The following is a 12,582-nucleotide window of genomic DNA, read 5'->3' as shown; positions in this document are numbered from 1 at the left end:
GGGCACAGGCCTACGGGGGGACACAAGGCTCGAGACGTGCGGTGGCTGTTCCAGCGCAATCTCGGAGTCCGCTTGGCCGCTGCCGACGCGATCTCCATCGCCTCCCCAGGGGGGGTAAGGAGCTGCCACTCGCAGGAGTAGCAGGAGCAGAATCGCCCGTCCGCGTTAGGCTGAAGCGACAAGGTAAGGTGCGGTATCCGTAAGCAACCTCTTCAGCCGTTGCTCGATCACCTGCCACTCTTTACTCAGATCCACCGAACACACGCGGATCCGCCGCCCCATCAATTCGAACCGGTAGTCGAACTCTCCGTCGACGGCCGCGTAAAGCAGCCACCCCTCCGGTGCAGGGTCGCCGGATTGGGACGCGCCCGCCGCCCAGTTCATCGCATACGCGAAGATCTGGTAGAGATTCCCTGAGTGTATGCTCTTGCGGCCGTGCCAGGTGCTGAGCGGATCCTTGTAGAACTTGGTGTCCAGGATGATCGTCCGTTCCGGTGATCGCAGCACGACGTCGGTCCACATGCTCGGCAAATGCGCGAGATCCGTTTCGGTCCCGTCCGCTCCGAACCAGTCGATCTTCGGAGCGCTGACCGCGTAGTTCGTCTCCCGTTCGAAGAATCTCCGCACGAACTGCTCGAAGAGGAGACCCATCTTCTGCTCGTCCTTCCGGAAGTCGTAGAACTCCGCCGTCCCCGCTTCCTGGTTGACCAGGAGGTTGTCGTAGATGATGCGGCACAGGTGCAGAAGGAAGCTGTAGAACTGGTTGTTCCGGTGAATTCGCACGGTGCGGAACAGCCGCGGCCGCAGGGGCACGTCGGATACGGCATCCAGCTTCCGGTAGAGTCGCCCGGCGCGCCGTCGCTGCTCGGGATCCAGACGGGTCACCAGCCCGAGCTGTCGCAGCGTAGCCTTGAGGATCTGGTTCTGCGGCACGTCGTAGCTGAGTTCATCGAAGGCGCAGTGGGTCTTCCCGGTGAGCAGCAGATTCCGCTTCACCGTGGTGGCGAGATCGAGCTTCCCCTTGAGGCCCCTGATGTCCTCGCTGACGGCGAGGTAATCCCGGTCCAATCCCCGCGAGATGAGCCGCGAGACGCCCTCGTTGAGGACCTTGGCGAAGAGGTCGACCATCTCGCTGAACTCCTCGGAGCCGACATCGACCGTCTCCCCCTCGCGGACGTGATCCCAGGCGTAGCAGAGGAGGTAGTAGACGTTCCGGATCGGGATGCTCACGCGAGGAGCTGCTTGGTCAGGTTGTCCACGTGCTCGGGGCGGTCGAACCAGTATTCGCGCAGGAGGGGCTCGATTTCTCGCCGCACGACTGCCTCGTACCAGGAATCGTCCAGTTGCTCGTCGGCTTCGCGGGGACAGAAGAAGCTGTGGCCGATCTCGAACCCGGGACCGAGGTTCTTGCGCTCATCGCGAATCGCCTTGTTGAGGGTCGAGAGTCGGTCCACGATCCTGTTTACGAGGTCTTCCTCAACGCCGGCCGCCAGCAGGTGATCGCTGAACTGCTCGGAGCCGAACGCCGGCTCGAGGCGGATGAAGGCGAACCGGCGGCGAAGCGCGTAGTCCACCATGGCCAGAGACCGGTCGGCGGTGTTCATCATCCCGATCAGGAAGACGTTCTCAGGCACGTGGAACGGTTCTTCGTCAGGCGAATACGTCAGCGGGACGGCGTATCCGGACTCCCGCTTGTCGGGCTCGATCAACATCATGATCTCGCCGAAGATCTTGGTCAGATTGCCGCGATTCACCTCGTCGATGATGAACACGTACCGCTTGTCGGGATTGCCCGCGGCCTCGCGGCAGAAGGTGTAGAAGACCCCGCTCCGAAGCTCGAAGCCGCCGTCTTCGTGCGGCCGGTACCCCTGGATGAAGTCCTCGTAAGCGTAGCTCTGATGGAACTGGATCATCCGCACCCGCTCCGGGACCTTGTAGCCGATCAGGCGGTAGGCCAGGCGCTTCGCGATGAAGGTCTTGCCGACCCCCGGGGGCCCCTCGAGCACGATGTTCATCTTCCGCTCGAACGTGTCCATGATCTCGTGGAACTTCGCCCGGTCCAGGAACAGATCCTTCAGAGCCTCCTCGGGCGGGTAGGGTGGTTCAACCGAGGAATGAGGACGCGGACCGTTCTCACCAGGTTCGTCCCCGTCGATGAGGCCAAGGGCGAACCGAAGCCAATTGTGATAGATGGGCTGACTAAAGTCCGTCAGCGTCTTATTCGTGATCCATTGATTCTTTGGGAGGGGCCACGCCCCCAGCTTCTCCCACTGCACCTGGCGCACATGCCTGGCTTCGGGCCGCTCGCCATCGAAGTCGTACTCGGATGTAATCCTGCCGTAACCGAGTAATGCCGATTTACCCTTCTTGATGATGACGTGGTCGCCGGGCCTCATCTCGTACGCGAATTGGTAGCAGGCGAGCGAGTCCATGATCGGGTTGGGTCGGCCGTAAACGTCGCGGTGCATCTCGTGGATGCTCTCCCGCGTCGGCAGTTCCCTCAGGTCGCCCAGGTCATCCCAACCAATCGCGATCAAGTTCATGCGCCGAAAATCATCCCACCAGCGAGCATTCTGGCCGGCCGACAGCACCCAGACCCTGGCCTCGCCGAAGCGTTGCGCATACCACCCGCGCTCAACTTCCCCCCCGCCGTTCTCACCTTCTTCCGGCGGTTGCCAGATGCTGCGAAGTGGCTCGTCGTAGAGGCTGAGATCCTTATGGTCTTCGTCTTCCACGAGCCGCTCGCGGACCCAGCCGATCTGCCGATCCATCTCGAGCCTGTCCAAATAGTCGACCTGCTCCGGATCCTCTCCGTACTTGTCCCTGAAGGCCCTCACAATCATGCGTTTGTGGTAGTTCGTTGCGACCGGCTCGAAGTGCTCCGGGAACAGGAAGTAGCAGAGGATGTGACGCAGCTGTCGATTCTGCGAGTCATCGAGACCGAGAAGCCACTCTGCGAGCAACCAGGGACGGATGAGTCGGGCTTCTCGTTCATGCTCTGCAAGACCTTTCCATGCCTCCATGGTCCGGACGAGGAACTCGAACTCACGCCACCTGTGCGTGTTGTAGGCTGTGCCAGGATGGAGGAGACCCTCGTCGAGGGCCTCTTCCAACTCGAGGGGCGCCTCAGGAAGTGGCTCGCCCGACCATTCCCAGACCATCCGAATCTGCCGCCGTCTCGTCCCCGGATGCATCGCGCGGCGAATCAGAGGCAGGTACATGACCCAGAGCATTTCTGCCGCGAGCTGTTTCGCACTTGCGGGCGCCGGCGCTAGCTGCCGTTCGAGTTTTTCGAAGAAGCCGCCCTCACCCTCATCGAGGTTTTCGACGAAGTACCGCATCAGGTAGCCGACGTTCTCCGAGGTCCACAGCGATTTCTCGGTGAACACGGATCCGTCGTTGCGCAGGCACCGCTCCCGCCAGCGGGCAGCCGCCCGGAGCACTGGGTGGTCAGGTGAGGGTCTTGGCATCGCTGGGCCGGTCCATTCTATGGCTAGAGGATCTCGCCGATGGTGCGCCGCTGGTGGGTAGAGCCATCGAGTAGCGTCGCAAACGTTCGAGGTCAAACTGCGTCCCGCAACCACCATAAAAAAGGTTCATCCTGATCGTCTTCCGTGTGGCCGTCATCCAGCCGCTGCTCAACCGCGTTGCTCGATTCGATCTCCCGGCCGCCACATGCCAGTGGGTCTCTCCGCCACGATCTCGTCCACAACGAATGTTCCGTGCACTGTACCACCGACTTGGGAAACCATCACGGGCAGAAGGGTTGTCTCCATCGGCGAAGAAACGGACTGCGTAAACAGATCCTCCGGTACTCGGTTCAGCAAAATAGGCCACAGTAGCTCTTCACTAGTCGCGCTGGTGGTTACCCCTCTTTTCATCCAAAGTACGTTCTAAGGTTTTGCGAGAAACCCGGAGGCGGAAGCGTCGAAAAGCCAAAGTGTATGCGACTCCTCCTACCACACCAGATAGAACTGCCAAATAATCCGTAAGGTCCGGTAGGTTCAAAACTGGCAGCCAACTGTCAGCAGTGACCGTCAACGTCGTCAATGTAACGACAACGGTTGTTGCCGCGGCCAGCCAAGCGAGTCTCTCCCTCGCCATGGCATCTTCATGTGTTTTTAGTTCGCTGATTATCCGTTCACGCGTCCTATCGTATTCTGTCATTTCGAGCGCGCGGCTTGCGGCGATCAAGGCCACCGCTTCGAGTTTATCCTCCTTCGTATGCCCGTACCTGGCGATCGGGAATTCCTTGCTTGCCAGGTCCCAGCGTCGCTCCTGCGAATAGGCTTGCAGTGACTCAAGTGCACCGGACAGATCTTGTTTGGGAAGCCCCAGAGCTAGTTTCGCCAATTCATCTCTCAAGACAAGCATGCTGACGAGAGACTCTGAGTTGGCGGCCCTGTGGGATGCTACAAGTATTTTGCATTTGCTAATGAGGCCGTGAAGCGCTTGCAATCGGTGACTCTTGGAGATGTATCGCATCCATAGGACGTACAGCCCGCGGAATGCGCCTATGATTGCAGACGCTTCGATAGCAGTTGTAGTGTCAATTGTGTATGATGGAGACCACGCTTTTCCCAGAACATACGCACAGCCCAAGAGCCACGAAACGGCGCGAACCCCGCGATCTAGTCGCTCGTCAAGGAGACCGGAGATGAACTGTTCGATGGCGCTCACGCTAGTGCCCCTCTCGTGAATTCAAGGTGCCAAAGTACGTGATGTGTTTTGTGTGACAAGGGGCCCCGTGGTGACGCTTGGGCGAGAGTTTGCCCAGGGAGCGAATCCCGTATGGGTCGGCGGTCGGACGGCAGCAAACTGGAGTTTCGCCCGGCGTCGGTGCGGACGATTGGATTGAGAGGAGTTCGGCCACTACCGCGCGCCTGCTCTGGCCGCCGGCATGAGCGGCATCCAGACACATCGGGCGGACTCCGACTCCTACGGGGACGCGGGACTCACGCCTGCCGACGAGGGGCTACCCCTGATCACCTACGTGATCGAGCTGTCCATCCACGACGGGGTGCATGAGCCGTGGCGGCGGTACTTGAAGGTCCCCGAGGGAGACGAGGACGCCTTCGAGGAGTGGAAGGGGTGGTTCCGCTCATTCCTGCGGAAGCGTGCCGAATCGTGACAGGTGCATGCGCCGGCCGACACTTCGAGGTGGCCATCGAGCAGAGCTAGCTGTCTCGGCCTTTCCGCTTCCGCTCCTGGTATTCCTCCAGGTACCCCTCCGGGAGCAAGTCTGCCGGCTTTCGCGTCGGGATCTTCCGAACTACGAGAAACAGGACGGCGTAGGTAGTTGCCAACCCCAGCGCCACCCCCGGCTCCCCATCACCTGCCCACGCAGCGAGACCGAAGAGCAGCCACACGACAGACGCGATTCCCAGCAGCCAAAGCGCGATGGTCTTTGCCAGGTACCCCCACAGTCCGGGGGGCGTCTCCTTCTTCAGGAAGACTCCGCGCACCCCAGTGGGCTTCCGGGGGTCGGCATGATCCGATCTTCGTCCCCCGGTCCACCCGGCAAGTCCTCGCGCAACAGCCTGGGTCGCGCCGCCGCGGTCCGCGATTCGCTCTACCAACCGCTGCATGGCCTCGGGTCCGTCGCTCACGCGGCCTTCGGCGACTTCGCGAAGCGCGTCATCGAGGAGCTGACGGAAATCCGCCTTGACGCTTTCGAGCAGCGCGGGCGGGATCCTGTCCTGCTCGTCGTCGCTCAGCCCCTCGTAGACCCACTTCTCAAGGAGTCTCCGCTGCTCCGCTTCCTCCAGCAGTCGCAATCCGTGCCGAGCGACTTCGCTCGCGGTGCGGTAGCGTCCCCCGGCGAGCAGCCGCTCGATGAACGCGTCCTGTTGCGGTGAAAGCGAGATGTTCCGGGTTTGCTCGGTAGCCATGGTGCCAACGTCGCAAGTCCGCTCGCGCTCGGCAATGTGTACTCCAACCATCCGATATGCCCCCGACCTCATACGGTTAGCCTCTGTCCCGCCATGCCGGCGCGGCGCAGGTTTGAAATGTACGCATGAGCATTGCGCGGCTCTGGATGAGGGGGAAACAATGCTCAGAGGCGCCTCGATCGCTCTATTGGCCGTCGCCCTGACGGCATGCATGGAGAGCGTGCCCACCGATCCCGTGTCATTCGCGGAGTCACCGCGCGTCACCGATTCAGGCATCGCACTGCAGACGACCTGGACGTTCAATCCACAGGACAACACCAGCGAGAAGGAACGCCGGCGGCGCAATGTTCACATAGCGGGGCATCGGGCACCAAGAAGTATCGCATTCGCATCAGCGGCCAGTTGCGTAATGGAACCACTCATACGAAGGCAAAGTCACTGCCCAAAGACCCATCTCATCAGGCAATCACCATTCATGGTCTTGGGCCGGCCGTCACCTATCAGGTTCAAGCGAAGGAAATTCAATATTCATATTACTCAGGTTCCGGTAACAGTTACTCGGTTCTTACCGATTGGACGAATGTGGGGTCGTTTCGGTCGAACGGTTGCCCCGGCAACTGGATTCCACGACCCGCCGATCCGCGACTGTGCCACGCTCCGACTCCGCCTGCGCAACCGACGACTCCGGGTGGGGGAGGGGGAGGGGGCACGGGCCCGGTGTGTTCCGATGCCCGTTACCGTGAAGCTGACATAGAGTCGCATCATGGAACCGTGACGGCGGCGGGCGAGACGAGGGATGCGACCTTTGCCATCGTGAGCTTCAGGGAGGGTTCGCAGGAAGGCTGCGTTCACGTTTACAACGTGGCGGTAGCGGCAGGCACGAATTTCGGCGACAGCGATTGCTACAGCACCGGCTTTTACGTGCGCAGCGAGTGGGCTCAAAACCCTTCGTCCGACTTCTGGTACCTCAAGCATTTCGACGTCAAGACATGCCGAATGCTCGGCATGAAGTGACTACGGCATCATCGCGGCCACGGCCCGCATCCGCTCCGCCAGGTTCCGCACGGCGCCGATGTAGACGGCGCCGATGTAGACGCGCTCCCAGCCGGGCAGGTCGGCCCGGTCGTCCGTCTCGATCTCGTAGCGGAGGCCCGGCAGCATCCACGAGGCGTAGCCGCTGAACGGGTCGGGCGAGACGTAGATCGAGCGGCTCCACGGGCGGCCCTGGAGTCCCCGGTCGTTCAGCCACGCCTTCTCCAGTCCGATCAGCGCCCGGTTCACGGCCTCGGCCTGCGCCGCGTCCACCTCCCCCGAGCCGAGCCAGCGCTCGCGCGCCGCCACCAGGACCGCGGCGGCCTCATCCAGCGCCCGCGTGGTGTCGACGAGCCGCGACAGGTCGACCTTCAGGCCGCGTTGGGCCGCGACCTCGTACAGCGTCTCGACATGGGTGCGCGTGTCGGTCGCGTAGCGGACCACGTCGTAGGGGAGCACGTCGGCGTTGGCGAAGCGGAGCGCGAGGATCCCGTCGGCCCGGGCGATCATCGGCCCGTGGACGAACGTGCTGTCTCCGAAGCGCTCGTACCACGCGAAGTTGTCGTAGTTGGAGTGGTAGACGCCGCCGGGGTTGCCGGAGGTGAGCGAGCCGGACGGCACGCCCGCGTGGGTGTAGAAGCCGACGTGGTCGGAGCCGCCGCCGAGGTTGCCGAGGCCGGGTTCCGCCGCCCCTTCGCCCGCGCGCTCCAGCCACCAGTCGTACAGGGGTTCGCCGGTGCCGGGGTACGTCACGGCCTTCGTGGCCTCGATGATCTGCCCCTTGAGCGACGGCGAGGAGGAGCTGCCGAAGTTGGCGCCCGACACCGCGGCGTCGGCGTTGATGTAGGCGATCGCGTTCGCCTCCAGCGCCTCGCGGAACTCCTCGACCCACTCGGTCGACCCGATGATGCCGTACTCCTCCGCGTCCCAGTGCGCGATCATGATCGAGCGGCGCGGCAGGCACTCGTCGTCGCGCGACAGCTCGCCCAGCGCCTCGGCGAGAGTCAGCAGCATCGCGGTGCCGCCGTTCGGGTCGATGGCGCCGAAGCCCCAGGGGTCGTAGTGCGCGCCCAGGATGAACCACTCGTCCGGGAACTCGCTGCCGCGCACGGTGCCCACCACGTTGGTCGCGCGGGTCAGCTTCATGGGCTGGTTGACGCGCACCCGCACCGTGAGGTCGGGGCCGCCCTCGATGCGGTAGTCCACCTCCATCCCCGCCGCCCAGCCGGGCGGGACCTCGCGGCCGGTCATGCGGGACAGGACCTCGGCGGCGGCCTCGTAGCCGATGGGCAGGACGGGGATGTTGTGCAGCGCCACTTCGGACGGGTCGAGGCGCTCCACCTGCCGGTCGCCGTCCACGGGCAGCGCGGGTTCGAACGGCGTGAGCGGGTCGCCGGTCCAGGGCAGCGTGAGGACGGAGCCGCGCTGGATGGTCTCCCCGTTCATCATCGGGCCTTCGGGGTAGGCGTCGAGCCCCGAGAAACCGGGATCGTTGAACATGATGACGCCCACCGCCCCCCGCTCCTCGGCGAACTTCACCTTGTAGCCGCGGAAGTTCCCCCCGTAGCGGGCGATCACGACCTTGCCGGCCAGCGAAACACCCATCTCGTCCAGCGCCAGGTAGTCCTCGCGGCGCCCGTAGTTGGCGTAGACGACCTCGCCGGTGACGTCGCCCGAGCCGGAGAAGGCGTTCCACCCGTTGAGCAGGTCGGGGTGGTCGGAGAAGCGGTCCTCGGAGAGCGCGGGCTCGCGGTTGGAGAGCTGCATCGCGACCGGCGTCACGATGTGCACCTCGACGTCGTCGGTCAGCTCCGGCAGGTAGACGTCGTAGGGGTGGCGGCTCACCGCCAGCCCCGCCTGCTCCATGGCCCGGGCGAGGTACTCGCCGACCCGCACCTGGGCCTCCGACCCCGCCGGGTGCGGGTTCTCGGTGATCGTGCGCAGGTGCTCGCGGAACGACTCGGCGCGGGGCAGATCCAGGAAACGGGCCTCGCAGGTGAGCTGCGTGGCGGCGCGGGCCGCGGTGAAGCCGGTCAGCGCGGGCTCCTGGGCGGCCGCGGGAGCGGGAGCGGAACCGGCCGCAAGCACGGCGGCGACGAGCAGCGGGACAGCCGCGCGAGCGGGGGCGAGGGACGCTGGCATCATGGGGATCTCCTGTCTGCTACAGCTTGTCGAGGGCTTCCCGGCCGAAGCGCTCCGTCGCCTCCAGCACGGCCCGCACATCGTCCCACGTCGTGTTGTAGTTCACGATGCACACCCTGAGCGCGAACTTGCCGGACACGACGGCGGAGGATACAAACGCGGGGTCCTCCCAGAACAGGCGGGCGAGCACCTCCCGGTTCAGTTCGTCCAGGGTTTCCTCGGCGATCTCCGCGCCGGCCGGCCGGAACCGGAAGCACACGATGCTCAGCGTCGCCGGGCTCAGACACTCGAGCGCGGGGCTCGCGTCGATGTAGGCTTCCGCGCGGGCCGCCAGGTCAAGCCCGTTCGCGATGCTGTCCCGGAACGCGGCCATCCCGAACGTTTGCACGGACATCCAGATCTTGAGCGCGCGGGCGGACCGGCTCATCTGCAGCCCGCGGTCCGTGAGGTTTGGGTGGCCCGACCCCCACAGGGAGTCCTGGAGGAAGGTGGGCTGCACCCCGAACGGCTCCTCGAGCGTCGACACGTCCCGCACGAGCAGGCAGCCGACCTCGTAGGGCTGGAAGAACCACTTGTGCGCGTCGAGCCCGACGGAATCCGCCCGCTCGATGCCGTTCAGGAGCTTCCGGCCGCGTTCGGTCACGACGGCGAACCCGCCGTACGCGGCGTCCACGTGGAACCAGATGTCCTCCGCCGCGCAGAAATCGGCCAGCTCCGGCAGCGGGTCGATGGCGCCGGTCGCGGTGGCACCGGCGTTCGCGCACACCGCGATGGGATTCCGCCCGCCCGCGCGGTCCTCCGCCACCATGCGCGCGAGCGCGTCGAGGTCGATGCGGGAGCGGCCGTCGCTCGGCACGATGCGGGCGTGGTCCGGCCGGATGCCCGCGATCTTCACCGCTCTGACGTGGGCGGGGTGGCTCTGGTCGCTCATGTACACGGTGGCGCGCTCCGGGTAGCCTGCGGCCTCCCGCGCCGCCACGAGCGCGTCCAGGCTCGCGGCGGACCCTCCGCTCGTGAGCAGCCCGCCCGCCGTCTCCGGCATGCCGAGCCAGCGCCGGAACCACTCGATGACGACGCATTCGAGCTGGCTCGGGCCGCTCCCCACGAGCCAGTTGCACGTGTTGAGGTTGTACCCGGAAGCGAGGAAGTCGGCGACGATGCCGGGCCACGTGGGAGAGGAGGGGATGAAGCCGAAACAGCCGGGATGATCGAGGCGCAGCGCGAGCCCGAGGACGTCGTGGACGGCCCGATCCATGACGTCGGCCGCGGGCTGTCCCTCCTCCGGCGGATCCTCCATGAGCCGCTCCTCGAGCGCATCGCGGAACTCCCCGTCCCACGCGCCCTCCCCGGCCAGCTCCCCCCGCCGCCGCACGAGGATCTCCGCCGCCTCCCGCGCCAGCTCGAGCATGGCTTCGGGCGACATCTCAAGCCTGTCGCCAACCGCGAGTTCGGAGGTCGTATCCGCCACTGTGTCGTGTCTCATCCCCGCCATCGTGAAACCCGTCGCGAGAACCCGCCACTCCCTCTCATTGGGTGGGTCGTCCCCAACGGAACCGGCCGGTACGCCGTCGGCAACCCTGCGCCACAAAATGAATGGTTGGCAAAAGCAGCCCCGCCCGAGACCTTCTGCCCATGACTCGCATCGACAACCGCCGCCGCATTGCCGCCCTGCCCGGTTTTTTGCTCGGGCTGGGGTGCCTCTCCGCCGCGCCGTCCGCCACCGCCGCCCAGACGCCCGCCGGTCTCGGCCCGGTCTACCTCACGGTCGGCGTCGCTGCCGTCCTCCCGGCCGATGTCCGCTTCGTCGACGGTGACGAAGCGGGCCAAGCGGCGCTCTACGGCGACGACCAGTCCGACGCCGGTACGCTCGGGGCCGGGCTGGAGTACGGTCTCGCGGCGGGTTACCGCTTCGGCGCGTTTCGCGCCCAGGTGGAGCTAGGGGTCACGGGCCAATTCGCCTACGAGGGCCAGTCGAACTACGGCGGTGCCGGGCCGGTGCAGCCGACCGATGCACGCATGACTGCCCGCCGACTGCTCCTGTCCGGCTTCTACGCGTTCGGGGATCCCGGCGGGCGGCACCTATGGGCGGGCGGGGGACTGGGCGCGAACCGTTACCGCCTCACCGACTACATCCAGCGGTTCCCCAACCCCGACGATCCCTCCGGCCGCCTCCGCAGGGGCCCCGGCGGCGAGGCGCCCTCCACGTCTCTTCCTCCGGGCACGGGGTACGGTTTCGCGTGGATGCTCGCCGCCGGCCTGACCGTCCCCCTGCGCGACGACCTGCTGCTGGACTTCGGATACCGCTACACGGACGCCGGACGCATCGGCACCTCCGCCGGCGACATCGAGGTGGTACGCTACGACGAGGACGGCACCCGCCAACTCCGGCGGATCGCCATCAACCCGACCATCGCCGACCTCCGCCACCACTCCCTCACCGCCACCCTCCGCTGGCTCCCCTAGCGCGTCAATAGCCTACGTCGAGTTCATTGGCCAGCGCTTGGATGGTTTCCTTGGCGGGGACGCCTCGGTCACCGGCCTTGTATGCCTGGAGCGCCTCCCGCCACAGGTGCCCCCGTTCGGCCGAATGGATCAGGAAGTCGTAGCGCTCCGGACTCATCACGACCATCGCGGCCTCGCCGTTCTGGGTGATGGTCTCGACGCGCCCATCCCGGATCCGTTCCAGGTGTTCGCTCGTGCGCTGCCGGAAATGACTCAACGCGTACGTGTCCTGAGTGCGGTGCATGGCCCCTTCCATACGTTATTCAGGTCAAATACAGTATGGTAACGTGCGAGGCGCCCGTCCAGTTCGGTGGGCCGCTTCAGCATCCGCTAAAATGAGCCCTTGGAGCCGTCTGAAGACGTTCCCGCGGGAACGTTTCGACGGGGACGGCGCGGATCCGGCGGACGGGACGGATGAACGAGACGCTGAGGGACGAACTGCTGGAGATGGCGCGGCGGGACCGGACGGTGCGCGCCGAGCTCGTAGCCTCGGGCGAACTGTTCGGCGGCTACGAGCCTCGGATGGCGCGCGTCCACGAGCGGAACGCGCGGGGTCTTCGTCGGATCATCGAGTCGATCGGATGGCCGGGGGCGGACGTCGTCGGCGCCGACGGGGCGGAGGCCGCGTGGATCGTCCTGCAGCACGCGATCGGGGAGCCGGATCTGCTGCGGCGGGCGCTGCCGCTCCTGCAGGCCGCGGCACGCGACGGAAGGGCGTCACCCGGGCACGCGGCCATGCTGGAGGACCGGATCCGGTTCTTCGAGGGCCGGCCGCAGCGCTACGGGACGCAGTTCGACTGGGACGCGGACGGGAACCTCTCGCCGGGCGACGTGGAAGACCCGCAGGGGCTCGATGAGCGGCGCCGTGCCGTCGGACTCCCGCCGCTGGCCGACCAGATGGAGGAAGCGCGCAGCCGGGCGGCCTCCGAGGGTGAGCGGCCGCCGCCGGATCACAAGGCGTACGCAAGGGCCCGCGATGAATGGGCGGCAAGCGTCGGCTGGCGCGCCAACTGAG

General features: G+C 65.4%; 11 protein-coding genes. 4 read left to right on the top strand and 7 right to left on the bottom strand.

What is annotated here, in order from left to right:
- Positions 1-165 precede the first annotated feature (165 nt).
- From ACOGI9_RS07965 to ACOGI9_RS07955, 3 genes are all read right to left on the bottom strand, one after another.
- Positions 166-1,230, bottom strand: coding sequence for a 5-methylcytosine restriction system specificity protein McrC (locus ACOGI9_RS07965; protein ID WP_419856619.1), 1,065 nt, complete (start codon positions 1,228-1,230; stop codon positions 166-168).
- A complete protein-coding gene (locus ACOGI9_RS07960) occupies positions 1,227-3,341 on the bottom strand; it encodes an AAA family ATPase (protein ID WP_419856618.1) in 2,115 nt (704 codons plus the stop codon). Before ACOGI9_RS07960 ends, ACOGI9_RS07965 begins: the two co-directional genes overlap by 4 nt.
- A gap of 508 nt (positions 3,342-3,849) precedes the next feature.
- Entirely contained in the window at positions 3,850-4,374 is a 525-nt protein-coding gene (locus tag ACOGI9_RS07955) for a hypothetical protein (RefSeq protein WP_419856617.1), read from the bottom strand.
- A 526-nt stretch (positions 4,375-4,900) separates the two neighbouring features.
- Here ACOGI9_RS07955 and ACOGI9_RS07950 point away from each other — a divergent pair.
- Positions 4,901-5,131: a hypothetical protein gene (locus tag ACOGI9_RS07950; protein WP_419856616.1), complete on the top strand. Its 231-nt coding sequence runs from the start codon at positions 4,901-4,903 to the stop codon at positions 5,129-5,131.
- Between the two features lie 46 nt (positions 5,132-5,177).
- Here ACOGI9_RS07950 and ACOGI9_RS07945 read toward each other — a convergent pair whose 3' ends face one another.
- Positions 5,178-5,942 carry a type II toxin-antitoxin system ParD family antitoxin gene (locus ACOGI9_RS07945; RefSeq protein WP_419856615.1) on the bottom strand — a complete coding sequence of 255 codons (765 nt, stop codon included), beginning with the start codon at positions 5,940-5,942 and terminating at the stop codon, positions 5,178-5,180.
- 720 nt (positions 5,943-6,662) lie between these two features.
- Here ACOGI9_RS07945 and ACOGI9_RS07940 point away from each other — a divergent pair.
- Complete coding sequence (locus ACOGI9_RS07940) at positions 6,663-6,905, top strand: hypothetical protein (protein ID WP_419856614.1); 243 nt, start codon at positions 6,663-6,665, stop codon at positions 6,903-6,905.
- Here ACOGI9_RS07940 and ACOGI9_RS07935 read toward each other — a convergent pair whose 3' ends face one another.
- Positions 6,906-9,068 (bottom strand): M28 family peptidase, encoded by a 2,163-nt coding sequence (locus ACOGI9_RS07935; RefSeq protein WP_419856613.1) that lies wholly within the window; start codon positions 9,066-9,068, stop codon positions 6,906-6,908.
- 16 nt (positions 9,069-9,084) lie between these two features.
- Positions 9,085-10,548: a pyridoxal phosphate-dependent decarboxylase family protein gene (locus tag ACOGI9_RS07930; RefSeq protein WP_419856612.1), complete on the bottom strand. Its 1,464-nt coding sequence runs from the start codon at positions 10,546-10,548 to the stop codon at positions 9,085-9,087.
- Positions 10,549-10,697: 149 nt separating this feature from the next.
- Between ACOGI9_RS07930 and ACOGI9_RS07925 the strand changes: the two genes are divergently transcribed.
- A complete protein-coding gene (locus ACOGI9_RS07925) occupies positions 10,698-11,528 on the top strand; it encodes an outer membrane protein (RefSeq protein ID WP_419856611.1) in 831 nt (276 codons plus the stop codon).
- 4 nt (positions 11,529-11,532) lie between these two features.
- On the opposite strand, the gene ACOGI9_RS07920 is transcribed toward ACOGI9_RS07925, so the two are convergent.
- Positions 11,533-11,811, bottom strand: coding sequence for a type II toxin-antitoxin system prevent-host-death family antitoxin (locus ACOGI9_RS07920; protein WP_419856610.1), 279 nt, complete (start codon positions 11,809-11,811; stop codon positions 11,533-11,535).
- A 170-nt stretch (positions 11,812-11,981) separates the two neighbouring features.
- Between ACOGI9_RS07920 and ACOGI9_RS07915 the strand changes: the two genes are divergently transcribed.
- A complete protein-coding gene (locus ACOGI9_RS07915) occupies positions 11,982-12,581 on the top strand; it encodes a DUF6624 domain-containing protein (protein ID WP_419856609.1) in 600 nt (199 codons plus the stop codon).
- Position 12,582 lies beyond the last annotated feature (1 nt).

The organism is Candidatus Palauibacter irciniicola, from assembly GCF_965208695.1.
Classification (GTDB): Bacteria; Gemmatimonadota; Gemmatimonadetes; order Palauibacterales; family Palauibacteraceae; genus Palauibacter; species Palauibacter irciniicola.
Note: the sequence above shows the minus strand (reverse complement) of the source record. Positions and strands in the feature narration are given on the sequence as shown.